Below are 26,015 nucleotides of genomic sequence, written 5' to 3' on the forward strand. Positions count from 1 at the left end.
AAGATTAAGCGTTTCCTTTTGCTTTTTTGATAACTGCTTCCGAAATATTCGAAGGAGTTTCAGCGTAATGTGAAAATTCCATTGTTGATGTTGCACGACCTGAAGACAAAGTTCTTAATGTTGTTACATAACCAAACATTTCTGATAATGGTACATCAGCTTTAATGGTTTTAGCACCAGCTCTGTCACCCATGTCATTCACCTGACCTCTACGACGGTTGATATCACCTACGATATCTCCCATGTTTTCTTCTGGTGTAATCACTTCCATTTTCATGATAGGCTCAAGAATAACAGCACCTGCAGCACGACCTGACTCTCTGTAACCCATTCTTGCAGCTAACTCAAAAGAAAGCGCATCTGAATCTACAGGGTGAAAAGATCCGTCTAATAAAGTCACTTTCAAACTATCTACTTGGTATCCTGCCAAAGGACCTGTTTTCATAGCTTCTCTGAAACCTTTTTCAACTGAAGGGATATATTCTTTAGGAACGTTACCACCTTTTACCGCATTAATAAACTGCAATCCAACTGGAGTTTTACCGTCCACAACATCTGCTGGCTCGATTCTAAATACGATATCACCGAATTTACCACGACCACCCGATTGTTTCTTGTACGTTTCTCTGTGTTGAGCAGATTTAGTAAATGCTTCTTTGTATTCCACTTGAGGCTCACCTTGGTTCACTTCAACTTTGAATTCACGTTTCATTCTATCAACAAGGATATCTAAGTGAAGCTCACCCATACCTGATATAATAGTTTGCCCTGAAGCCTCATCTGTTCTAACAGTAAATGTAGGATCTTCTTCAGCCAATTTAGCCAAAGCCATACCCATTTTATCAACGTCAGCTTTAGTTTTAGGCTCAATTGCAATACCAATTACCGGCGCAGGGAATTTCATACTTTCTAAGATAATTGGGTGTTTTTCATCACACAATGTATCTCCAGTTTTAATATCCTTAAATCCAACTGCTGCTCCAATATCACCTGCTTCGATATACTCGATTGGATTTTGTTTGTTAGCATGCATTTGATAGATACGTGAGATTCTTTCTTTATTTCCTGAACGTGTGTTCAAAACATAAGAACCCGCATCTAAACGTCCTGAATAAGCACGGAAGAAAGCCAAACGACCTACGAATGGGTCAGTAGCAATTTTAAATGCTAAAGCAGCGAATGGCTCTTTAACATCTGGCTTACGCAAAATTTTAGTTTGATCTTCTTCTAATAAATCAGCATCATCAGGATGAATCCCTTCGATACCTTCTTTATCCATTGGAGATGGCAAATATTTACATACTGCATCTAACATGAATTGAACTCCTTTGTTTTTGAAAGAAGAACCAGCAATCATCGGAATGATAGCCATATCCATAGTAGCAGCTCTTAAAGCAATGTTGATTTCTTCCTCTGTAATAGAGTCTTCATCTTCCATGAATTTTTCCAACAAATTCTCATCATAATCAGCAACTGCCTCAATAAGAATCGATCTGTATTCTTTCACTTCCGCAACCATATCCTCAGGAATAGGCACGATATCATATGTCGCACCAAGTCCTTCTTCATGCCATACGATAGCTTGATTTTTCACTAAATCAACCACACCTTTGAAGTCGTTTTCTTCACCAATTGGCAAAGTAATAGCAACTGCATTAGATTTCAACATGTCTCTAACTTGCTGACAAACCATCAAAAAGTTAGAACCTTGACGGTCCATTTTGTTTACAAATCCAATACGTGGCACTCTGTATTGATCAGCAAGTCTCCAGTTAGTTTCTGATTGTGGCTCGACACCATCAACAGCACTAAACAAGAAAACCAACCCATCAAGTACACGTAAAGAACGATTTACTTCAACAGTAAAATCAACGTGTCCCGGGGTATCAATAATATTAAAGTGATAAGGCAATGTCTCTGACAAAACTTTACCTTGTTCAGTTGGAAAATTCCATTCACAAGTTGTAGCTGCAGACGTAATTGTAATACCTCTTTCTTGCTCTTGTGCCATCCAGTCCATAGTTGCAGCACCATCGTGCACTTCACCTATCTTATGTGACTTTCCAGTATAGAATAATATACGCTCCGTTGTTGTTGTTTTACCAGCATCAATGTGAGCAGCAATTCCTATATTTCTTGTATATTTTAAATCTCTAGCCATTTCTTACGAATTAAAATCTAAAGTGAGAGAACGCTTTATTAGCTTCTGCCATTTTGTGAGTATCCATTCTCTTTTTAACAGCAGCACCTTCTTCTTTAGCCGCAGCTAAACATTCAGAAGCTAACCTTTGAGCCATAGATTTTTCATTTCTTCTTCTAGAATAAAGTATCAACCACTTCATCGCCATAGAAATTTTTCTGTCTGGACGAATTTGCATTGGAATTTGGAATGTAGCTCCACCTACTCTACGACTACGTACTTCTACGTGAGGCATAACATTGGTTAACGCATCTTTCCAGATTTCTAATGATGGTTTCTCTGCATCTTGTTTTTTAGACTCAATGATGTCAATTGCATCATAAAATACTTTAAACGCTGTCGATTTTTTTCCATCCCACATTAAGTTGTTCACAAAACGTGTTACCAGTTGGTCATTAAACCTTGGATCTGGTAAAAGTGGTCTTTTCTTTGCCGCTCTTTTTCTCATGTCTTTTTTTTAATAAAATGTCATACCCATACAATTGCGATTAACCACATTCCTATGAGAACAACTTTTTAAATTACTTTTTTGCTTCTTTTGGGCGTTTAGCACCATACTTAGATCTTCTTTGCGTTCTTCCTGCTACTCCTGACGTATCAAGCGCACCACGAACGATGTGATATCTAACTCCTGGTAAATCTTTTACCCTTCCACCCCTAACTAATACTATCGAGTGCTCTTGTAAATTGTGTCCTTCACCAGGGATGTAAGCATTTACTTCATTACCATTTGTCAAACGTACACGCGCTACTTTACGCATTGCAGAGTTTGGTTTTTTTGGTGTTGTAGTGTAAACACGCGTACAAACCCCCCTTCTTTGAGGACAAGAATCTAAAGCAACCGATTTACTCTTCTTAGTTATCTGAGTTCTTCCTGTTCTTACTAATTGTTGAATTGTTGGCATAATTAATACTAAAAATTTCTTATTATATTAAATTCCCGCTTTTTACGGGGTTGCAAATGTAGAAAATATTTTTCACTCTACAAACGTTAAACTATTAATTTTCAATAAGATTATTTTGCCGTTTGATTTTTATTACAAACCACAGATATTTGCATTACATTTATTAAAACACTCACTCATTTGAAACCTTTGCTCCTTTTAATTTTATTTTTGAATTTTGGATGGTGTTGTTCTGCTCAAAATTTTCAATTGCAAATAATCGGAAACACTGAATTAGAAACGAAAACTATTGATTCGTTGCAGTATAATTCCAATCACAAAAACACAAAATCCATCCATGACGAAACTATTCGAATGTCCGATAAACTATCTAAAATAGGATTTATTGAAAACAATGTAACTGACAATATCAAAATAAACGATTCCAGCTATATCGCAAAATTAACGCTCGGAAACAGAATCAAATCGATACATATATATAGGTAGAAATATCGAATTAAAAAACACGATTGCTCCTAACAAAACAAAAGACACCATCGCTATTCGATATGAAGAAACAGAAGCATTCTTAAACAAGGCTTTACAAAAGTTAGAACAAAAAGGATTTGCATTAGCCAAATTAAAACTGACAAATATCCAAAACAAAAACAAAGCTCTTTACGCAGATTTAGAATTCACAGCTGACAAAAAAAGAGAAATAAACGCAATAGTAAGTAACAGGAACGATATATTGTCGTATTTTATAGGGTCAAACCCTCAATGACTATGTAGTTTGCCTCTAAAAACATATACGACATTATTTTAATAAAATTACTTAATTAAATATGCCGAAAAGGAAAACAAAACAAACTTTCCGAAAGGACATATAGCCCAAATCAATCGAAAATACTACAACAAAACTTTCAACCAGAACATTGTTGAACAAGTGCATAATGAATTCGAAAAATTCAGATTCGTAAGTCAGGTAAAATATCCAGAAATTTTACTCACAACAGACACTACAAAAATATATGTCTACCTAGAAAAAAGAAAATCAAATACTTTTGACGGCTTTATAGGCTTTTCTAACAATGAGAACAAAAAAATAGTATTTAATGGTTATTTAGATATAAACCTCGAAAACACTTTACGAGTCGGAGAACAATTTTCATTGTATTGGAAAAGCGACGGAAACAAACAAAAAACGTTTAGAACCAGCATAGAATTACCGTATTTATTCAAAAGCCCAGTCGCACTCAAAGCCAACCTTACCATTTTCAAACAAGACAGCACCTATCAAAACACAAAAACCGGAATCGACTTAGGTTATTTCATCAATTACAACACCCGAATTTATCTGGGCTACCTGTCAACCGAATCCAGCGACATTCAGAATACCAACAGCGAACAACTGAGTGATTATAAAAATTCGTTTTTGACTTCAGCTTTCGAATACACGAAAAACGACAACAACAATTCTAAATTTCCAAAAAAAACAACAATCTCCCTTACCATTGGACTTGGAAAAAGAGATTCCAACAATGCGTCCGAAGCAACAACCGCGAACCAACAATTTTACGTCAATCTGGAAATGATGCATAATTTTTATTTGAATAAAAAAAACAGCATCAATATCAGAAGTCAAAATTATTATTTGCAAAGCGACACTTATATTATAAATGAACTATTTCGTTTTGGAGGGATAAATTCGATAAGAGGATTTGAAGAAAACAGTCTGCAAGCGCATTTTTTTACTTCAATTTTAACAGAATATCGCTATGCACTTTCTCCAAATTTATACCTTCACTCCATCTTAGATTATGGCTTATACAAAGAAAAAACAATTCAAGAAGAAAACAATCAAAAAACAAACTTAATAGGCGTGGGACTAGGACTGGGGCTGCAAACAAAAAACGGAACACTAAAACTAGCCTTAACAAAAGGAAGCACGAAAAACCAAAAACTAAATTTTTATAACACTATCATTCACATATGTTATAATGTTAAATTTTGAATGCGTGCATAAAAAATCATTTCAAATGTTAGGAAAGTTAACAAATTATTAAGATTTTTGTCCCACTAATTCAAAATATTTAAAAATGAAACTAAAGTTCAATGGATTCTTAGTGCTATTAGTAGTACTTGTGGCGCAACTAACTTTTGCGCAAGAAAGAGCTGTTTCAGGAACTGTTTCCGACAATGCAGGATTGCCTTTACCAGGCGTGAGTGTATTAGTGAAAGGAACTAAATCCGGAACACAAACTGATTTTGACGGAAAATATTCTATCAAAGCAACATCAAGCCAAGTCTTGATTTTTAGCTACATTGGGATGAAAACCCAAGAAGTAATGGCTAGTTCATCAACTGTAAATGTAAAATTAACAGGTGATGCATTAGAACTTGAAGGTGTTATTGTAACCGCTTTAGGGATCAAAAGATCAGAAAAAGCAATAGGCTATGCTGCCCAAAGTGTAAAAGGTGAAGCACTGACTGAAGCAAGAGAAAGCAACTTAGTAAATGCCTTGAGTGGTAAAATTGCCGGAGTTCAAGTAACGAATAGTTCAGGAGCAGTTGGGGCATCTTCAAGAGTAGTATTACGTGGTAACTCTTCAATTACCGGAAATAACGAAGCTTTATTTGTTGTTGATGGTGTTCCTTTTGATAATTCATCCTACAGTAAATCAAATGCAAATGGAGGAAATGATTTACCAAATGGTGTAGCCAGTATCAGTCCTGATGACATAGAGAGCATGACCGTACTAAAAGGACCAAATGCCGCTGCATTATATGGTCTTAGAGCAAGTAATGGGGTAATTATTATTACAACAAAATCTGGTAAATCCGGAAAAGGAAAAAGTGTAGTTTCATTTAACACAAACACTACATTCTCAAATCCTTTGGTAGTTCCAAATTACCAAAATTCATTTGGCCAAGGTGCAACTTCAGATTATTTTGAATATGTTGACGGTGCTGGTGGAGGTTATAATGACGGTGTAGATGAAAGCTGGGGCCCTGCCTTGGACAAAGGATTGTCTTTTGTTCAATGGGATTCATATAAAGTAGGTGGCGCTCCGTTGCCATGGGTTTCTCATCCTAATAACGTAAGAAATTTCTACGAGACAGCTGTATCAACATCTAATAACCTGTCTTTATCTTCAGGTAATGAAGACGCTAACTTTAGAATGTCCGTTGGTAATACTAATGAGAAAGGAATGTTGCCTTCAACTGACTTTAAAAAATTAAGTGTTAGTTTAAATGGAAATATCAAATTAAACGAAAGACTTTCTTCCGGTGTATCATTAATGTATTTTAATGATAAAAGTAATAATTTACCAACTGGTGGATATGATAATGAAAATGTGGCTCAACAGTTTATCTGGTCTGCAAGAAATGTAAATTTCACTGATTTAAGAGATTTTAATAATTTGCCTCTATCTCCCGAAAACACTCCTGCTGCCGGAACTCCACTCAACTGGAACAATAACTTCCAAAACAATCCGTATTGGGTTTTAGCCACTAATAGAAATACATTTGACAAAGACAGGCTTACCGGTTCAGCATTTATGACCTATGAACTTGCAAAAGATTTTACAGCAACCGGCAAAATGTCCTTAGATCATTACTCTCAAGTAATTACTAAAAGACAAGCATGGGGTTCAAATTCAGCCCCTGATGGAACTTTTAGTGAAAACACTTTAAGATATTCTGAAATAAATTCAGAAATGCTTTTAGGGTACAAAAATAATATTACAGAAGACATTGCCTTTAACATAAATTTTGGTGCCAACCAAATGAGAAGAAAAACAACTCAAACATTTGGAGCCATTACAGCTTTGGAATTACCCAATTTTTATAATTTATCCAATATAAAATCAGGAACCACTCCTCAATTTGGAAATAATTATAATGAAGTTAGAATTGGATCTTTATATGGTTTTGGACAAGTTTCTTATAAAAATTATTTCTACGTTGATTTTTCAGGAAGAAATGACTGGGCAAGTGTACTGCCAGCACATAATAATTCATTTTTCTATCCTGCAGTATCAGGGTCTTTAATACTATCTGAGATTTTTAATACAACTGGCTCTGCTGTTAATTACATTAAATTAAGAGGAGGATGGTCAAAAGTAGGAGGAACGGGTGCTTTAAGTGCTTATAATATAAACTCTACTTATGCCCTGGCAAATAGTGGATGGGGAAATCAAGCTTCAACGCCGAATACTCAATTTAATCCAAATTTAAAACCTGAAACCGTTGTTGGAACAGAGGTGGGTATTGATATAAATGCTTTCCAAAACAGATTGCGTTTTGCGGGTACTTATTACACTAAAGTCAGTTCTGATCTGCTAGTGCCGATTCAAGTTTCAGCTGCAACAGGATTTACAAGTGTTTGGGATAACATTGCCTCCATGGAAAATAAAGGGATTGAATTGCAATTAGGAGTTACTGCTTTGAAAACTAAAGATTTTAGTTTTGATATCGATTTAAACTTTGCCAAGAATGATAATACTGTTACTTCACTTGGTGGATTAGATACTTATATTCTAGGGCAACAATGGGGTATTACTTTAGAGGCCAGAACAGGTGAATCCTATGGTTCTCTTGTTGGTAGAGGGTTCTCAAAAGATACTGATGGTAATGTAATTTACGAAAATGGATTGCCTGTTATCGAAACTGACAAAAAAATATTAGGTAATATCACTCCTGACTGGACAGGAGGAGCAAACTTCACAGTAAAGTATAAAGGTTTCGATTTTAGCACATTAATTGATGCTAAAGTTGGTGGAGATGTTCATTCCATGACGTATGCATGGGGTAGATATGCTGGTACATTAGAAGAATCTTTAATTGGACGTGAAACTGGTCTTGTAGGTAACGGAGTTATGTCTGATGGTGCAGGTGGCTATATTCCTAATAATGTTGTTGTAAGTGCAAAATCATTTAATCAAGCAGCATATGGTAATACTATTGAAGAAAGTGCTATTTTTGATGCAACTTATGTTAAATTAAGACAAATGTCTTTAGGGTATTCATTCCCAAAACAGTGGTTAAATGGCACAGCAATTACGGACTTCAAGTTTTCATTAGTTGCTAGAAATTTAGCGATTTTATACAAAGAGGCCCCACATATTGATCCGGAAACTGGGTTTGGTAGTGGTAATGGCGTTCAAGGTATGGAATTTGGTCAAATTCCTTCAGCAAGGTCTTATGGGTTTAACATATCAGTTAAATTTTAAATCTAATAATTAGAAAATCATGAAAAAAATATCAATTTTATTTATTGCATTGATTGCGCTTTCGGGTACAAGTTGTGATAAAGACTTCGAAGCAGTAAATACAGATCCAAATAATTCAGTTTCAGTTCCTGCTCATTTATTATTGGGAAATATTGTTCGTATCAACCAAAATACTATTTATGGTATGCAACAAGGTGGAGATATGGGAATGGTTTGGGCTCAACATTTGTCTAAGGTACAATACAATGACGAGGAAAGATATATTCCCAGAAGAGGAGCTATAGACGGCGTATGGAATAACTTGTATGCCTCTGTAATTGCCGATGCACAATCCATGTACACTTTGGCCGATAAAGAAGGAAACAGCAATCTTAAAGGAATTTCATTAGTGCTTCAGGCCAATGGATTTCAAATTTTGACTGATCTCTATGGTCCAATTCCGTTTACGGAATTTAATCAGATTGGTAATTTAAAACCGGTTTATGATAGTCAGGAAGTTGTTTACGATGGTATAATCGATATGTTAACTCGTGCAGATGCGCTTTTGGCAAATGGCACAGGTGATGTTCCTGCCACTTCTGATTTAGTGTATGCCGGAAACGCTTCAAAATGGAGAAAATTTGCTAATTCATTAAAATTAAAAGTCTTAATGAGAATTTCAAAAGCAAAAAATGTCAGTACCCAACTTCAAGCATTAGTAAGTGCGGGACAATTAATGTCTTCTACCGATGATAGTGCACAAATACTCTATTTAGCAGCACAACCGGATGCAAATCCTATTTATGAAACTGTCATTTTTGGTACACGGTCTGAATATAAAGTGAGTTCTGTTTTAGTTAAAAAATTACAAGCTCTGGCAGACCCTAGATTACCTGTTTTTGCACAAAAAAATAACGCAGGTCTTTATGTTGGAAATATACCCGGTCAGGAAAATTCTGGAAATTATAATGGATTTTCATCTTTAGGAACCTTTTATTTAAATCCTACATTACCGGGTGTAATCTTATCGTATGCACAGTCAGAATTTTTATTGGCTGAAGCGATCAATGAAGGATATGTATCCGGAGGTAATGCAGCCGCATTACTACATTACAAGAACGGGATTACTGCTAACTTTAAATTCAACGGAATTGAAGGAAGTGCCGCTGCTTATGTAGCGCTGCCTAACATTGAATTTACAAATCAGGCTGATGCAAGAGTTAAAATTGGCGAACAAGTATGGTTTGCTCTTTTTGGTCAGGGTTTTGAAGCATGGACAGAATGGAGAAGAACAGGTTATCCGGCTTTATCTCCAGTTGTTCAAGCAGCTGAGGCTAGTATTCCTTCAAGATTATATTATAATTCACAGGAAATTTCACTTAACAGAGTAAATTATGATGCTGCAACCGCAACATTAACGGGTGGAGATAAATTAACATCTCGTCTTTGGTGGATGAAATAATAATATTTAAAAAGAAAAAAATGAAAAAATTTAAATTATATTCTTTAGCTCTTTTAGTCTTAACCGGTCTTCTTTCATGTGAGAAAGATAGCGATATGCTAACGGGTGGAGCAAAAACAGGTGGTTTATTAACTGTAAATTCAGGATTAATAGGCTATGTGGTTGGAAACGGTAATGATTTCAAATATCCAGCAAAAGTTACGGTTTTTCAAGGTGATGTTTTAACTTCTAAAATTGAAATTTACAAATCATTCACAAACGTGGCTGGAGTAAAAAGCAATGAGGTATTATTCAAAACAATTGATATTCCAGCTACACCCAAAAATCAAACTATTGATTTTACAGTGACATACAATGAGTTAAAAGCCGGTCTGACTGTAGGTGGTCAACCACTTCCAACAGATGATAGTTTATTAAAAATAGGAGATGCATGGACTTTGAGATATGTAACTACAACCTCTGAGGGAACTGTACATAATAATTCCAAAAGCACTAAAGTTGCTGTAGGAACTCGTTTTGCAGGAACATATAGAGTTATTGATAGTAATTACTGGAGACTTGGTGTTAGCAATGGTGGATGGAATGGAGATATTCGTATAGTAGAATCAGTTGATGCAACAACTTACAGATTTGTTGATTATGCTGGTCCTTTTCAAGCGGCTACAAATACACACTATTTTACAATTGATGCCGCAAGTGTAGTTAACACACCACAAACCTATAAAGGAGCAGTACAGTTGTTGAATGGATGGCCAATAATTAACTGCACATCTAACCCTATAGACATGAAACTTTCATGTGGATATGCGGGACCTCAAAACACGGTAACTAAAGATGATGTTAATAATAAAGACAGAATCTACAGGACCTATGGTTATTATACTGGTGCTGGTGCCAAGGGACCACGTGAATTTTATGAAGCTTTAGAAAGAGTAGTCAACTAATAAAAAAAGATAATGAAAAAAATAACCAAACAATTTATATTTTCAGCACTTTCAATGACTGCACTACTTTTTGTAGGATGTCAGGATGAACCTGAACTTACTGGACAAAGCACTATTGAGGTTGCTCAAAATGTTACAGGTACTGTTGCTTTTGTTGCACCATTGGCAGCAACACAAACAGTGAATGAAAAAAATGAAGGAAAATATCAGTATAAACTTAACATTTCTAATGCCCAACCAGTCGACATCTTTGTAAAAGTGAAGATAAAATCCGGAACAGCCACTAGAGGAACGGATTATGACTTTGATGACCAACTTGTAATTAAAGCATATGCTACTTCTGTAACGGGAAATATAAGTATACTAAATGATGCCGTTTTTGAACCAACTAAAAATTTCGTTTTAGAAATTGGCGGTGATGTAAATATATCTAATGCTTCAATTCCTGCAAGCACTATATCATTTAGTATTCTTAATGGTTTATCAGATGATTTAGAATTAGCCTTCAATTTTAATAAAGCTTTTTCAGACGGTGGAGTAGCCAAAACTTTATGTGGTATCGGATATGATATGGATTTTTATGTATTAGATTCAAATGGTGATGATACTGGAATTTACGATGCAGCAGCAAGTGGATGTCCTGAACATTTAACAGTTTCTCCTGCTAATTTCCCTAATGGATCTTACGATATCTATTATGACATTTATCGAACTAAAGGTCTTAATACGATGAATACTCCTGAGTTTGTAATTCCAATTACTGTAGATTACTCTAGAGAAGGTAGTAATGTTTCCGGAACATTTAATCAAGAAGCACAATTTGCCCCTACTTCAAAAACCGTTCAAGGAAGCAGGTTTGAATTTGTTGTTACTATTGTAGTTAATAACGGGGTTTACACTTTGAAAAATAGTGTTCCTATAGACATAGCTACTCTTAGAAAAGTAAACAATACACTCGAGGTCATGAAGCAAGCCAGAATGAATAATAAAAAATAATAACTAGTTAATAATACTCCGTTTAAGTAAACTGTATTTTTAATTAAATTTGAAAAACCATCCCACTATTCGGGGTGGTTTTTTTTTATATCTTTGCACCATGGAAAAAGAACACCAAATATTCGGGATTAGAGCAATAATTGAAGCCATACAAGCGGGCGCAACTGTAGACAAAGTCTATATTCAAAAGGAAGCCAGCAGCGAACTGATGAAAGACTTGATGAAAGTGATGAAGCGTGGTAATATTAACTTTTCTTATGTTCCTGTTGAAAAACTAAACAGACTTACGCCTAATAACCATCAAGGTGCAGTGGCGACCATCTCTCCCATCTCCTTTTTTGATTTGGAATCTCTTATAGAATCAGTACTTGAGAATGGAAAAAAACCGTTGTTTTTAATTTTGGACCAAATATCGGATGCACGTAATTTTGGTGCAATAATCAGAACTGCTGAATGTACCGGAGTAAATGGAATTATTGTCCAAAAAGCAGGTTCTGCTCCTGTCAACGGTGACACCGTAAAAACATCGGCTGGAGCTGTTTTTAACATTCCTATCTGCAAAGTAGAACACATCAAAGATGCTATTTTTCTTTTACAGGCCAGTGGTATTAAAACTGTTGCTGCAACTGAAAAAACAGATCAAAATATTTATGACATTTCGCTAAATGAACCTGTCGCCATTATTATGGGATCAGAAGATCGCGGGGTAAACCCTTCGGTTTTAAAAATTGTTGATGAAAAGGCAAAACTACCTATGTTTGGAACTATTGGTTCTTTAAATGTATCGGTGGCTTGCGGTGCTTTTTTATACGAAGCGGTAAGACAAAGAATCCCATCCCCAACCCTTCCCTAAGGGAAGGGAGCCTAGATAAACAAATAAAACGAATCAAGACTGCGGTTTTGATTCGTTTTTTTTATCTTCTACAATAGTATAACTAACAGGGAAACTTGAGGAATAATAAGAAACTAATTCCTCAATTGTTTCTTCTTTTGGAAGATTCATAAAGTTTCCATTGGCATCAAAACGTTGCATGAATGGATCTTCCTCAGGATTATAATCTGGTTTTTCCCAATCGTATTTAATTAACTTTTTATACTCTGGTGTTTTATAAATCAAAGAAAGAGCAAAACCCGTTATCAATCCAGCCAAGTGACCTTCCCAAGAAATTTTTTTGTCTCCCGAGGTCTCGGGACTAGGAAAAGCATACCAAACTAAACCACCATAAATAACAATAACAGCAAGCGACAAAGCGACCAAGCGATAATATTTTGTTTGTATTCCTTTGAAAAAAATAAAGCTCACCAAGACATAAACCAATCCGCTAGCTCCAATATGGTAATTATCCCTTCCAATAACCCAAGTAATAATTCCCGAAAGTAAAATTCCAAATCCAATGACTCTTATAGACTGATTCGCATAAAAAAATTGCAAAGCTGCCAATAAGATTAATAATGGAATTGAATTATTATACAAATGCTCAATATCACCATGAATGAAAGGGCTGAATAAGACCCCTTGTAAGCCGGAAAGTTCTCTTGGATAAATACCATTTTCAACAAAATCAAAATCAAATCGGATTTCAAGCCAAAAAACAAACCACAGGAATACCACAAAAAAAAGTGGAAGTCCAACAACCGAATTAGTAAATTTGAAATGATTATCCATTAGTTTTAGTTTCGTGTTCTTTTTAAATTAAAATCAAAAATTTATCCAAAAGCAATTTAATGCTATTTTGTCATACTAAAACTAAAAAGACATTTTAAATTGTGATGCCTAGCCCAGATGGAAACGGCATCCTTTTTATGTCGTTTTTTAACGAGATAAAAAGATATAGTGGACAGCTGGAAATAGCTCCTAAAAAAAATTAGAAACTAAAACAAGTTCAGTTTGAAAAATAGTAATTTTACAAAATGGAAGCACCACTTGCAGAACGCATTCGACCACAAAAATTAGAAGACTATATCAGTCAGTCCCATTTGGTAGGATCAAGCGGATCATTGACACAACAAATTACAAAAGGAATAATTCCTTCTCTGATTTTTTGGGGACCGCCAGGAACGGGAAAAACGACTTTGGCACAAATTATTGCGCAAGAATCTAAGCGACCGTTTTATATTTTAAGTGCTATCAATTCAGGCGTGAAGGATATTCGTGATGTTATTGAAAAAGCAAAACAAAGCGGTGGATTATTTACTGCAAAAAACCCTATTCTTTTTATAGACGAGATTCATCGTTTTAGTAAATCCCAACAAGATTCATTATTAGCTGCCGTAGAAAAAGGCTGGATTACATTAATAGGCGCCACTACTGAAAATCCGAGTTTTGAGGTTATTCCCGCATTGCTTTCGCGTTGCCAAGTTTATGTTTTGAATGCTTTTACTAAAGCTGATTTGGAAACCTTATTGGAACGCGCCATGAAAACGGATGAATTTCTAGCAACGAAAAACATTGTTTTGAAAGAAACAGAGGCACTTTTGCGACTTTCTGGAGGTGATGGACGCAAGCTATTAAATATTTTTGAACTGGTCGTAAACGCTTCGAATGAAGCTGAGATTATAATCACCAACGATCGGGTTTTTGAATTAGTGCAACAAAATACCGTTTTATATGACAAAAGTGGTGAACAGCATTATGATATTGTTTCGGCTTTTATAAAATCAATTCGCGGAAGTGATCCAAACGGAGCTGTATATTGGCTAGCTCGAATGATTGAAGGCGGGGAGGATGTAAAATTTATAGCCCGACGCATGCTTATTCTATCGAGCGAAGACATAGGAAATGCCAATCCTACCGCTTTTATTATGGCCAATAATGCATTTCAGGCAGTTTCAACTATTGGTTATCCTGAAAGCAGGATTATATTAAGCCAATGTGCCATTTACTTAGCAACATCCCCAAAAAGTAATGCTTCTTATCTTGCGATAGGAACGGCACAACAACTGGTGAAACAAACAGGCGATTTGCCAGTTCCGATTCATTTGCGCAATGCTCCTACCAAATTAATGAAAGAATTGGGTTATGGTGACGAGTACAAATATTCGCACGATTTTGCCAATAATTTTACTGAACAGGAATTTCTACCTAATGAGATCAGCAACAAGCCCATTTATAATCCGGGAAATAACTCCCGAGAAAATACCATTAGGGAATTCTTGAAAAATCGTTGGAAAAACAAATATGGGTATTAAAATTATCGAGTTACTTACATAAATACCAATGCTAAATCTAATGAACTCGTACTTGGTCTATTTTTTTTTAACAGCTGTGATAACTTTACACTAATATCATCAAATGGATATTTTTCTTTAAAAACAAAAAACACACCCCTAACCCCTCTCAAGAGGGGAATTCGACCTTGCTAACATTAAACCTTTAGTTGTTTTTTATGTAAATAAGTCGAAAAAATTAAAAGCGATGCAGTGCATCGCTTTACAAAATTATATCTTTAAAAATCTAAAATTTAACTTCTATTTTTTCTGAAATTAATTTGTCATTAAGATAATATTCAAAAAACCACTGATTGTCTTTTGCAATTAAAACACCTTGGATATTTCCCTTTGCTGCAATGAAACAATCTTTTCCAGAAGTATTAAATACTTTCATAATAACTTTTGGTACACTATCGATTAGTTGAAAACCAGTAGCTGTAGGCTGTGCGTATAGCATTTTCGAATTATCAACAATTACATTCTGTGAATTATCAGCTTCGTCTATAGGTAAAGCCACTGGCGCCACTTGGGAAACTGGTGACGGACTTGGTTTAGAAACTGCAATTGGATTACTATTCCCAGCGTCATTATATTTATATTGTAAAGCATAAACAGATATAAAAGCCTTGTTTAATGCTTCGGTATAAGCCAATTGAAAGTCTTTTTCTTTGCTTATACCAATATCAGATTTGAAAATGATTTTCCCATTACAATCCTTGAAAGTGATATACAGTTTCGTTGTTAAAAATGATTTTTCTTTCACAACATCAAAATACAACAAACTACACCTATCATTATTTTCTTTTGGCAATGGCTCATTATCATAAAACCCTTGAAAACCAGCTTTGCTTAAATTAAACTTAGACAAAGTGGCGAGTCGATATTGATTATCACTTTTTACAAAATCAAATTTTAAAGGAACAAGTACCGCTTTATAATCATTTACGGATTGCGAGAAACAGTAACTCGAAATTAATACTGCCAGAAACAGGAATCGTGTTTTCATACGTAGATAATATTTGTTTTTAATGGAATATGGTATCGCCATTCTTCATTTATGATTGTGTTTTTTGAATCATGGCGATTTCATAATTTATAAATATTTTTTTAATTCTAACAAATGATTGACTTGTTTAATATTCTGTTCTACAGGAACGTTACTTTCGTTAAAAAAAATCGCATCTAATCCTGCATCAAGAGCTCCTTGAACATCCGCTTCAATACAATCCCCAACCATAATACTGTTTTCTTTTTTGGCTTTGGCCAAATCAAGAGCATATTCAAAAATAATAGGATTTGGTTTTTTCACTCCTGCCATTTCCGAATTGGTAATCGTTTGAAAGTAACTCCCAATATTTGAATTATTTAATTTTTTAAATTGCACTTCAGCAAAACCATTAGTAATGATATGAAGTTTATATTTTTGATTTAAATAATCCAAAACCTCAAAAGTCCCGTCAAAAAGATGGTTGCTTTCAGGCAATAACTGAATGTATTCTTGAGCAATACTTTCTATCTCTTCATCGGAAATAGCGTAGTTCAATGCATCGAAAGAATGTTTCAATCTATTGTAACGCAATTCATCATGGGAAATTTTATCGTATTGATATAATTTCCAACACACTTGATTTATGGGAACATATTTTTCAATGAATTCTTTGGTTTCAATTGCGGGATGCTTTCTATTAAAAATAGTCTCAAATGTCAACTCCGAATTTTTATCAAAATCCCAAAGCGTATGATCTAAATCAAAGAATATATCAGTAATTTTATTTTGAAACATGAATACGATTATTTAAAAATTCTTTTATCGAAAGGAAAGTCATTTTGCCCTATAATTTTAATTTTATTAAAATCTTTATGATTCGGATTTATTAAAAAATTAAAATCTCCTTTCACAACTGCTGATGGCACTTTCATTACGCAAGCCTCATTTTTTTTTACAAAATCATCCCCTAGTAACGGTGTTTCAAATGTACAAGGAAAAACATTCCAATCCTCTTTTAAAACTGTCGGATTTAAAATTTCAATAGAAACAGCATCTGGAATATGAATAGTTAACATTACAAAATCATTTGGCAATATAGCTAATGAAAGATGAACAACTACCTCCGCCATTGCCAAGGCTCTACTTTGTGCACAATAAATTATTTCTGTCCCTTTTGAATTCCAACGAGCACCTATTATTGAAGCTCCTTTTCCTGACAATTCAATAGGATATTTTTTGCGAGCTAGTCGAAAAACTTCCATTATACAAAAACCCCTTGATCTATTTTACTTAACTCATTAATCACCATTTCTTTTCCATAAGAATCTCTAAGTAATTCTATGGGTTTCAAATTCCCAAGAGCAAAAGAAGGTATGTTTAGCCACAAATAAAATTGCTCTTCTGTATCAAAAACGTCCTTTCCTAGCGAAGTAACTTCCGCTAATTCTAAAATCTTTTCGGATTGTAATGATTTGAATACAAAATTTACTTTGACTTTATTTCTTTGAAGTGATTTTGTAGAAATCCCTAAAAAAGACGCCCAATCCTCTTCATTAAAAGGAGTTCTTTCTTTTATTAGATTAAAAAATTCATAAGGAATTCCCTCACGAATAGAATGAATAATTAACATTCTATTTTTTAGAAATTCATCATAGGTTATATTTTTATTGATGAGCGTATACCCTCTATCACGCTCTACTTTATTGACAAAAACTCTAACTGCTTTATCAATTGCTATTCCTGATTTAATTTTCACAGCTCCCATAAAAAGACATTTGACCTCAAATATAAGACAAATGTCTTGAATAAACAAATTTTCTAAAATATTCCTTCATCAACAAAGCTAAAATAATTAGTTTCAGTCACGATAAGATGATCTAAAACTTTTATTTCTAAACTCTCTCCTGCTAATTTTAGCTTCCGTGTAATTTGTTTGTCAGCATCACTAGGTATCAATGTTCCCGAAGGATGATTGTGACACAAGATTAATCCCGTAGCACCCATTTCAAGTGCAGTTTTGAAAACCAATCTCACATCGACCAAAGTTCCTGTTATTCCGCCTTTACTCAATTGTGACTTTGAAATGACTTTATTTGAATTATTCAAATATACGATCCAAAACTCCTCATGTGGCAATTCACCAATAATAGGTTGCATGATTTCGAAAATTGTTTTGCTGGAAGTAATTTTTGTTAATTCTACTGCATCCTCTGCCCTTCTTCGTCTTCCCAATTCCATTGCTGCGATTATTGAAATGGCTTTGGCCTCCCCTATTCCTTTAAAGTTCATTAACTGTGTTATGGATAATTTTCCTAACGCATTCAAATTATTATTGACACTCGCTAAAATCCTTTTACTCAAATCAACGGCTGATTCATTTCGGCTTCCTGATCCGATCAAAATCGCAATCAGTTCCGCATCACTCAAAACACTTTTGCCTTTTAGCATCAATTTTTCTCGTGGTTTGTCGTCTTCGGACCAATTGGTTATTGGAAAAAAAGAATTTTCAGGCATAGGCTTATTTCTTAAATTTGTTTTTTCATGCAAATACTATTTTCTAAACCCACGTAAGGTTCATAGTTATCAACAATAGTATATCCTACTTTTTGATACAAACCGATAGCTTCTTTTTGTTTATACAACGTTTCCAGTACAGAAAAAGAAAACCTTAACTCATGTGCCCAAACTTCCAGTTCTTGTAATATTTTTTGGGCAAAGCCCATTCCTCTTGCTTCGGGAGAAACAAACATACGCTTTAATTCAATTGTATTTTTATCATACTTCTTGAAACAACCGCAGGCAACAGCTTTATTATCAAGATAAACAATAACAACATTAGGATTAAACTCAATGATATTATTTCCCCAATAATTTGTTTTTAATTCTGGATAACACTCCCACAAACTGGCATCTAATGCCGCAATGAGATCAATAAAATCTGGATTCTCACTCGTAGTTTTAGCAATTTCAATTTTGTTATTCATATCTTTATTAAGCTAAAACTCCTTTTACATCATTACAATTCAATTTTAATAAATAACCTCAAACCTTCTTGGTCTTTAACCATTTGCCTATAAGACATGAAAAAGATATTTTGCAGCGACTTTTATTAGCAATTTACTAAAATCAATAATTTATTTTTTTAACCATTTCTTCATAGAAAACAGTATTACCATAATTATAACTTATTTTTTAAAAATGCTGTGAGAATTATTTCATCGTATTTAGTTAAAACCCAATCCATAAGTTTTTCTCTATATTCAAAATTTATATTGATTCCTTTTTGAGAAAACCATTTACTTTCAATAGTGGTTAATTTGTCCAAGAAACCCAATTTATCAGTCAAATATAATTCTTCTTTATATAGATAGACCAACTCATAATCTGTATAGCAACAAATATTTTCAATCATTTTATTAAAACTTTTTTCAGAAAATAAAACTTTAAAATAAAACACAACCGCTTGTTTATTTTTGTCAAAACTCCTTTTAGCTTTACCCAATAAATTCGACCTAAATTTTTTAAATTCCAACGCTGGAATCGTCTCTTTTATCATCAGATAATCATCAAAATTAAAATCGATATTTACTGTATTCATTAATATAGCTACTAGCTTTTTTTCATTCTCTTGTAGAGTATAAATAGTTTTTAAACGTTTCCAGTATTCAAAATTAAATTCTACATAATAATTATTAGCTACTTGCTGAGTGGCATAATTTTCAGCTAAGGAAATTTGATTTATTGCAATCAAACTGTCTATTAAAGTTAGATTAAAATCATTTTCATATCTAACAGGCTTAAAATACTGGAATAATTCTTCGAAAAGATTATTTTCTGTAATAACCTCTATTACGAAATTAGAAATAGCAATACCTAATCTTATTTCATTTTTATTTACGTACAAGAAAAATTCCTTTAGTTTTTTAGCATAATATTTTTTCCGTTCTATATTAGATTCTTCTTTTCTATAAAGTGAAACCATATAATCAAAAATCATATTACTTATAGATTGTTTAGAATCATAAAAAATAATTTTAAAATTCAAATCAACAACATCTTCCCATTTATTTTCATCAGTAATCGAGGTGATTTCAGCAATTATTTCATTAGGAATTTTCTCTATATAGCGAATCAATCGCACACTAGTAGTAAAAATTCGATTATTAAAATCTATAAGCCCCTCAATAACAAACAGTATCATCTCTAATCTTTCTTTATTAGAAAGATCTGCTTTGCAATATTCTATTACAGGTTTTAAAGTGATCTCTAATAATTCAATTATTTTTTTTAGTTCATTAATTTCAACATTTTTCTTGTTCTTTATAACAGATTTTATAGAATTTTCAATCAATAATTTAACATCAGATTTGCTATATTCTACTTTTGAAATTGAAAATTCATTGACAAAAAGCAACTCTAAATCTTTATTCTTTTTTAATAATTGAATTACCCAATTTCTCAAAGCATTTTGGTCTAACTCTTCGATAAGTTCTTCTGATTGAGTACGTTTCTTCTTTCTGGGAGATTTGACTTTTTTTGCATTTTTTTTGGATAAATAATTTAAAAATGCGATTTTATGAATGCAAAAACCTTTACTATTACATTCACAACTTGAATTTATTATTTCATTTTTATCAGAAACTTCAATTGCAACATCATAACTATCCTTATCTTGATCGACATAGGCAACAAATGAATTTGGTTTTTCTTCATCTATATCCCTAACTATAAGTTTTTCGCTTTTTTTTAATAAAGCAGAACTAATTTTTTTTGAAAAATTTAGAAATGTTAATCTTTCTTCCATAACAAAAATTTACTCTATCAAATCCTTCACTTCATCAAAATTCAAACCACCGTAATTACCAGAACTCATCAGCAACAAAGCAGAATTATCAAGATCTAAATTAAACAGATACTCTTTAAAATCTTTTGGATTCGTATAAATGATTAAATCTTCTCTATTGAAAGCCTGAGCAATTTGTTCGTAAGTCACTTCTTCGAGTTGCTTAATTTTGACAGCATCTGGTGAATAAAAAACAACGGCTTTATCCGCATATTCTAATGCGCCTTCGTATTCTTTTAAAAATTCAGCATTCAGGCTACTGTACGTATGCAATTCTAAACAAGCGACCAAAGTTCGGTTTGGATATTGTTCTTTTACGGCTTTTGTAGTTGCAGCCACTTTACTTGGAGAATGGGCAAAATCTTTATAGGCAACTTTAGTTTTGCTTTCGGCAATTTTCTCCAAACGTTTTGAAGCGCCTTTGAAACTGGCAATAGCTTCATAAAAATCAGCCTCATCGACACCCATATTTTGGCAAATCCATTTGGCTCCAGCCAAATTATTAAGATTATGCGCTCCAAAAACTTCAATTGGCATGTCGCCTTCAGGAGTTTCAAGAAGCGTCACTCCATCGCTTACTGTGTATTTTGGTGTATGATACGCTAATTTTCGGATTGGGTTCGTAGCGGCTTCGGCGACACGTTTCACTTCAGGATCCTCTTCATTGTAAACTAAAATTCCACCATTGGTAATTTTACCAATAAAAATTTCAAACTGTTCCACATAATTCTCATACGTTGGAAAAACATTAATATGATCCCAAGCTATACCACTAATCAAAGCGATATTAGGCTGATACAAATGAAACTTTGGTCTTCTGTCTATTGGTGAAGACAAATATTCATCCCCTTCTAATACGATAAAATCATTTCCTTCAGTAAGATGCACCATCGTATCAAATCCTTCCAGTTGTGCGCCAACCATATAGTCTACCGCTATATCATGGTAATGCATCACATGAAGAATCATTGAAGTAATGGTCGTTTTCCCGTGAGAACCACCAATTACTACACGTGTTTTATTTTTGGATTGTTCGTAAAGGAATTCGGGATAAGAATATATTTTCAAACCTAATTCCTGTGCTTTCAACAATTCTGGGTTATCCGCTTTGGCATGCATTCCCAGAATTACTGCTTCAATATCCTTAGTTATTTTTTCAGGAAACCAACCCAATTCCGGAGGCAAAATTCCTTTTTTATCTAATCTTGATTTTGATGGTTCAAAAATAGCATCGTCACTTCCTGTAACTTGATATCCTTTGTTGTGTAATGCTAAAGCGAGATTGTGCATGGCACTGCCACCGATAGCTATAAAATGTGTACGCATTTTAGTTTATGGTTTATAGTTGTTGTATTCGAAATAAGTCAAAATCAATTATTTATTAACTCATTTATCCTTTTTTATTTTTATATTCTGCTAAAACAGATTTGGCTTTTTCTGGTTCGTTCATTTTATTTTTGTACAAATTAGCTAACTTTAGATAACTTGCTTTTGATCCGCCTACAGTTATTGCCCTTTTATACTGATGTTCTGCAACTTTATATCTTTTAAAATATTCGTCAATATGCCCTCTTGACAAATAACCATCAACGGGTGATAATCGCAATAATTCATTTGAATATTTTATAGCTTTAGACTCACTGCCCCCAACTATCCTGGGCAACTGAATATACAATTCTATTAATGCCCAGCGTGCTTCAATATGCTTAGGATTGAAAGCTATTGCTTTTTCAAAAGACCCCTTAACTTCGTCAATCATGCCAAGTGCTTTGAATTTATTGACCTGAGTAGCTTTCATCCCAAGAGCCCCTCCATATTTATAATAATAATTGGCTTCCGAAGGTTTCGATTGTTTTAGCTTTTTATAATAACCAATCGCTTTATCCCAAGATTTATTTCGTCCGGCTATGTCTCCCAGATATTCAATGGTTTTCAAATCAGAAGGGTTAGTCTTTAAAATTGATTCAAAAATTGACTGTGCCTGATCAAATTTTTCTTCTTTGAAAAATTTCTCTGCTTTATCAAAATTGGATTGAGACCAAATCATCAAAGGAAGTAATAAAAAGAAGTATGCCATTTTTTTCATCTTTCAAAAATAAGGAAATTTTAAAGTATTAAACAGCTTTTTTTAATCTTAAAAAAGTTAACAAACCAAATCATCTTGAGAGAAATAATAATACATAAGAAACATTGCCATAACATAGAGTAATTAATTTCGTCAAAACAAATTATGAAAAGAAAGAGAAAAATTCCTTTAGTTGTATTAAGCGATGTGCACTTAGGAACATATGGCTGTCAAGCCAAAGAATTACTCCAATATTTAAAATCAATTCAACCAAAAATGTTGGTTTTAAATGGGGATATCATTGATATGTGGAATTTTAGCAAAAGCTATTTCCCTGCCTCACACATGAATGTATTGAGACAAATCATAAAAATGTCAAATCAAGGAACCCGTGTTATTTATATTACCGGAAATCATGATGAAGCTTTGAGAAAATATTCCGATTTTATTTTAGGAAATTTTGAATTGGCAGATAAATTAATTCTGGAATTAGACGGAAAAAAAACTTGGATTTTTCACGGAGATGTCTTCGATTCCTCTACAAAAGGGTATGCAAAAATATTGGCCAAACTTGGCGGAAAAGGATATGATTTATTGATTTTGATCAATAGCTTTATCAATTGGGTTTTAGTGCTTTTGGGAAAAGAGAAAAGAAGCTATTCTAAAATGATTAAAGACAGTGTCAAGAAAGCGGTTTCATTTGTGTCCAATTTTGAAACTACCGCAGCAGAAATTGCCATCCAAAAAAAATACAGTTATGTAGTTTGTGGACACATACACAAACCTCAAATGAAGGAAGTCGAAAACGAACATGGGAAAGTTATGTATTTAAACAGCGGCGATTGGGTTGAAAACCTAACGGCATTGGAGTACAAAAAAGAGAAGTGGAGTATTTATCAATACAAAAAAACCGACTATTTACACCATGAGAACAAAGAAGAGAAAATTGTCAATGACATCATCAGCAAAATTTTATCCTAGCTATTTCAGGCACCTTACTTATCAAACCATTAAGTTTTCTTATTCTAACGATACATTTTTGAAATAGAAATTTGTATTCAATACAATCTAAATAAAGCACATGAAAATATTTTATGCTATTCAAGCGACTGGCAATGGACATATCAGCAGAGCGATTCAATTATACCCTTATTTACAAAAGTTTGGCACCGTGGATTTTTTTATGAGTGGAAATAATGCCAGTCTGGATATTGATTTACCCGTTAAGTACAAAAGCGACGGCTGCAGCCTGCATTACAGTAAATGTGGCGGTTTGAATTACTGGGATATTGCAAAAAACATCAAACCGCTACAGATGTTCAACGATGCAAAGTCACTGCCTTTAAAAAATTATGATGTTGTGATTAATGATTTTGATTCCATTACTTCGCTTGCCTGTAAATTACAAAAAGTACATTCGGTACAATTTGGACACCAAGCCAGTTTTATTTCAGAATCGACTCCAAGACCGGAAAAGAAAAGTATTATGGGAGAAATGATTCTGAAACATTATGCCCCTTCTCCACAATATATTGGATTGCATTTTGACAAATACGACTCTTTTATATTTCCTCCAATTATCAAAGATGAAATCGTAAATGCCGAACCCAAAAACAAGGGCCATATTACTGTTTATTTACCTTCTTTTCAACAGGATTGCTTAGAGAAGGCATTCAACAAACTACCTAATTTATCTTTTCACTGGTTTTTGAATGATGTACAAACCAAACACACTATAAAAAACGTCACCTATTATCCCGTTAATCAAGAATACTTCAATAAAAGTCTAATAAAGTGTGAAGGAGTTATCACTGGTGGAGGATTTGAAACTCCTGCTGAAGCTTTATATCTAGGAAAAAAAATACTCTCTATTCCTATTCGGAAGCATTATGAACAAGAATGCAATGCGGCTGCTCTCAAAAAATTGGGGGTTCCTGTCCTTTATGATGTTGGTGATGATTTTTATTTAGTAATAGAAAACTGGCTTGATTCCTCTATAAAATACCCGAAGATACAAGCCAATAATATCCCCGAAACCTTGCAATTCTTATTTGACACCTATAACAGTAACTAATCAAATAAATTACAAATAACAAAAAAGGCGCTCTGTTTCCAGAGCACCTCTTTTGTATAAAACATTTGTCGTTAATCATTCAACATTTTCCACAACTTGTCTTTTAACTCTGTCAATCCTTGTTGAGCCACAGAAGAAATAAACATATAAGGAATATCTTTGAAAGCAACGTCTAATTCTGTTTTGAGTTCCGCTTTTAGCTCATCATCAAGCATATCGCATTTTGAAATCACCAATAAACGCTCTTTATCAAGCATTTCCGGATTATATTTCGTCAATTCGTTTACCAAAATATCATATTCGGCTTTAATATCTGGCGTATCCACAGGAACCAAAAATAACAAAGTCGAATTACGTTCAATATGACGTAAAAAATAATGTCCTAACCCTTTCCCTTCCGCAGCACCTTCAATAATTCCGGGAATATCAGCAATTACAAAAGATTGAAAATCTCTGTACGCTACAATTCCAAGATTTGGTTTTAAAGTTGTAAAAGGATAATCGGCAATTTTTGGTTTAGCTGAAGTCAATACTGACAACAATGTTGATTTTCCTGCATTAGGAAAACCTACCAAACCAACGTCTGCAAGAACTTTCAATTCTAGAATAACGTCCATCTCTGCTCCGGGTAATCCCGGTTGTGAGTATCTAGGTGTTTGATTGGTTGAACTTCTAAAGTGCCAGTTCCCTAATCCCCCTTTTCCGCCACGAGAAAGTATTTGTTTTTCACCATCTTCGGTAATTTCAAATAATATTTCTCCGGTTTCTTTATCTTTTACGACAGTTCCTAGTGGAACCTCGATGTATTTATCATCTCCATCAGCACCCGTACTTCTGTCTCCACTACCATCTCCACCATTACCTGCTTTGATGTGTCGTGCAAATTTAAGGTGAAACAATGTCCAAAGACCTTTGTTTCCAACCAAAAAAACATGACCACCACGACCACCATCACCACCATCAGGACCACCTTTTTCAATAAATTTTTCTCTATGCAAATGCGTAGATCCTTTTCCTCCTTTTCCGGAAGAAACATATATTTTAACGTAATCTACAAAATTCCCTTCAGTCATATTTTTTAGTATTCAGTATTCAGTCACAGTGTTCAGTTGTAGTGTTCAGTATAACAATAC

At 33.9% G+C, this 26,015-nt stretch carries 23 protein-coding genes; 9 read left to right on the forward strand and 14 right to left on the reverse strand.

The annotated features are described in order from the left end of the window. Window positions 1–4: 4 nt before the first annotated feature. From fusA to rpsL, 3 genes are all read right to left on the reverse strand, one after another. Window positions 5–2,161, reverse strand: coding sequence for an elongation factor G (gene fusA, locus ACNO7W_RS05860; RefSeq protein WP_417937373.1), 2,157 nt, complete (start codon window positions 2,159–2,161; stop codon window positions 5–7). A gap of 10 nt (window positions 2,162–2,171) precedes the next feature. After that, the gene (rpsG, locus tag ACNO7W_RS05865; RefSeq protein WP_035668130.1) at window positions 2,172–2,648 is read right to left on the reverse strand and encodes a 30S ribosomal protein S7; all 477 of its coding nucleotides are present in this window, start codon (window positions 2,646–2,648) and stop codon (window positions 2,172–2,174) included. A 73-nt stretch (window positions 2,649–2,721) separates the two neighbouring features. After that, window positions 2,722–3,105 (reverse strand): 30S ribosomal protein S12, encoded by a 384-nt coding sequence (rpsL, locus tag ACNO7W_RS05870; RefSeq protein WP_007136570.1) that lies wholly within the window; start codon window positions 3,103–3,105, stop codon window positions 2,722–2,724. A 925-nt stretch (window positions 3,106–4,030) separates the two neighbouring features. Between rpsL and ACNO7W_RS05875 the strand changes: the two genes are divergently transcribed. From ACNO7W_RS05875 to rlmB, 6 genes are all read left to right on the forward strand, one after another. Next, a complete protein-coding gene (locus ACNO7W_RS05875; protein WP_417937374.1) occupies window positions 4,031–5,098 on the forward strand; it encodes a BamA/TamA family outer membrane protein in 1,068 nt (355 codons plus the stop codon). A gap of 85 nt (window positions 5,099–5,183) precedes the next feature. Next, entirely contained in the window at window positions 5,184–8,321 is a 3,138-nt protein-coding gene (locus ACNO7W_RS05880) for a SusC/RagA family TonB-linked outer membrane protein (protein ID WP_417937375.1), read from the forward strand. Between the two features lie 19 nt (window positions 8,322–8,340). Continuing rightward, window positions 8,341–9,762, forward strand: a complete 1,422-nt coding sequence (locus tag ACNO7W_RS05885; RefSeq protein ID WP_417937376.1) for a SusD/RagB family nutrient-binding outer membrane lipoprotein — start codon at window positions 8,341–8,343, stop codon at window positions 9,760–9,762. A gap of 20 nt (window positions 9,763–9,782) precedes the next feature. Beyond that, window positions 9,783–10,706 carry a hypothetical protein gene (locus tag ACNO7W_RS05890; protein WP_417937377.1) on the forward strand — a complete coding sequence of 308 codons (924 nt, stop codon included), beginning with the start codon at window positions 9,783–9,785 and terminating at the stop codon, window positions 10,704–10,706. A gap of 12 nt (window positions 10,707–10,718) precedes the next feature. Continuing rightward, window positions 10,719–11,702, forward strand: a complete 984-nt coding sequence (locus ACNO7W_RS05895; RefSeq protein WP_417937378.1) for a hypothetical protein — start codon at window positions 10,719–10,721, stop codon at window positions 11,700–11,702. 100 nt (window positions 11,703–11,802) lie between these two features. Next, window positions 11,803–12,555: a 23S rRNA (guanosine(2251)-2'-O)-methyltransferase RlmB gene (gene rlmB, locus ACNO7W_RS05900; RefSeq protein WP_417937379.1), complete on the forward strand. Its 753-nt coding sequence runs from the start codon at window positions 11,803–11,805 to the stop codon at window positions 12,553–12,555. Window positions 12,556–12,588: 33 nt separating this feature from the next. Here the strand turns inward: rlmB and ACNO7W_RS05905 are convergent, their stop codons facing one another. Next, window positions 12,589–13,368 (reverse strand): rhomboid family intramembrane serine protease, encoded by a 780-nt coding sequence (locus tag ACNO7W_RS05905; RefSeq protein WP_417937380.1) that lies wholly within the window; start codon window positions 13,366–13,368, stop codon window positions 12,589–12,591. A gap of 245 nt (window positions 13,369–13,613) precedes the next feature. Here ACNO7W_RS05905 and ACNO7W_RS05910 point away from each other — a divergent pair, with 245 nt between their 5' ends. Continuing rightward, entirely contained in the window at window positions 13,614–14,891 is a 1,278-nt protein-coding gene (locus tag ACNO7W_RS05910) for a replication-associated recombination protein A (protein WP_417937381.1), read from the forward strand. Between the two features lie 265 nt (window positions 14,892–15,156). Here the strand turns inward: ACNO7W_RS05910 and ACNO7W_RS05915 are convergent, their stop codons facing one another. From ACNO7W_RS05915 to ACNO7W_RS05955, 9 genes are all read right to left on the reverse strand, one after another. After that, window positions 15,157–15,918: a hypothetical protein gene (locus tag ACNO7W_RS05915; RefSeq protein ID WP_417937382.1), complete on the reverse strand. Its 762-nt coding sequence runs from the start codon at window positions 15,916–15,918 to the stop codon at window positions 15,157–15,159. Window positions 15,919–16,005: 87 nt separating this feature from the next. After that, a complete protein-coding gene (locus tag ACNO7W_RS05920; protein ID WP_417937383.1) occupies window positions 16,006–16,695 on the reverse strand; it encodes a YjjG family noncanonical pyrimidine nucleotidase in 690 nt (229 codons plus the stop codon). 8 nt (window positions 16,696–16,703) lie between these two features. Next, the gene (locus ACNO7W_RS05925; protein WP_417937384.1) at window positions 16,704–17,162 is read right to left on the reverse strand and encodes an RES family NAD+ phosphorylase; all 459 of its coding nucleotides are present in this window, start codon (window positions 17,160–17,162) and stop codon (window positions 16,704–16,706) included. Next, on the reverse strand, window positions 17,162–17,665 hold the full coding sequence (locus tag ACNO7W_RS05930) for an antitoxin Xre/MbcA/ParS toxin-binding domain-containing protein (protein WP_417937385.1): 504 nt from the start codon (window positions 17,663–17,665) through the stop codon (window positions 17,162–17,164). The genes ACNO7W_RS05925 and ACNO7W_RS05930 overlap by 1 nt, the downstream gene beginning before the upstream one ends. A gap of 53 nt (window positions 17,666–17,718) precedes the next feature. Beyond that, window positions 17,719–18,414 carry a RadC family protein gene (radC, locus tag ACNO7W_RS05935; RefSeq protein WP_417937386.1) on the reverse strand — a complete coding sequence of 232 codons (696 nt, stop codon included), beginning with the start codon at window positions 18,412–18,414 and terminating at the stop codon, window positions 17,719–17,721. 11 nt (window positions 18,415–18,425) lie between these two features. After that, window positions 18,426–18,884, reverse strand: a complete 459-nt coding sequence (locus ACNO7W_RS05940; protein WP_417937387.1) for a GNAT family N-acetyltransferase — start codon at window positions 18,882–18,884, stop codon at window positions 18,426–18,428. A 194-nt stretch (window positions 18,885–19,078) separates the two neighbouring features. Then, a complete protein-coding gene (locus tag ACNO7W_RS05945; RefSeq protein WP_417937388.1) occupies window positions 19,079–20,704 on the reverse strand; it encodes a hypothetical protein in 1,626 nt (541 codons plus the stop codon). Between the two features lie 9 nt (window positions 20,705–20,713). Continuing rightward, window positions 20,714–22,069, reverse strand: coding sequence for a UDP-N-acetylmuramate--L-alanine ligase (locus ACNO7W_RS05950; protein WP_144064336.1), 1,356 nt, complete (start codon window positions 22,067–22,069; stop codon window positions 20,714–20,716). Between the two features lie 64 nt (window positions 22,070–22,133). Further along, on the reverse strand, window positions 22,134–22,829 hold the full coding sequence (locus tag ACNO7W_RS05955; RefSeq protein ID WP_417937389.1) for a tetratricopeptide repeat protein: 696 nt from the start codon (window positions 22,827–22,829) through the stop codon (window positions 22,134–22,136). A gap of 144 nt (window positions 22,830–22,973) precedes the next feature. On the opposite strand from ACNO7W_RS05955, the gene ACNO7W_RS05960 reads away from it, so the two are divergent. Both ACNO7W_RS05960 and ACNO7W_RS05965 read left to right on the forward strand, forming a co-directional pair. Then, a complete protein-coding gene (locus tag ACNO7W_RS05960) occupies window positions 22,974–23,789 on the forward strand; it encodes a UDP-2,3-diacylglucosamine diphosphatase (RefSeq protein ID WP_417937390.1) in 816 nt (271 codons plus the stop codon). 100 nt (window positions 23,790–23,889) lie between these two features. Beyond that, window positions 23,890–24,882 carry a glycosyltransferase family protein gene (locus ACNO7W_RS05965; protein WP_143387651.1) on the forward strand — a complete coding sequence of 331 codons (993 nt, stop codon included), beginning with the start codon at window positions 23,890–23,892 and terminating at the stop codon, window positions 24,880–24,882. 71 nt (window positions 24,883–24,953) lie between these two features. Here the strand turns inward: ACNO7W_RS05965 and obgE are convergent, their stop codons facing one another. After that, complete coding sequence (gene obgE / locus ACNO7W_RS05970) at window positions 24,954–25,955, reverse strand: GTPase ObgE (RefSeq protein ID WP_143387653.1); 1,002 nt, start codon at window positions 25,953–25,955, stop codon at window positions 24,954–24,956. Window positions 25,956–26,015 lie beyond the last annotated feature (60 nt).

Origin of the sequence: Flavobacterium sp. ZB4R12 (assembly GCF_048276375.1) — a bacterium.
GTDB classification, from domain to species: Bacteria; Bacteroidota; Bacteroidia; order Flavobacteriales; family Flavobacteriaceae; genus Flavobacterium; species Flavobacterium gawalongense.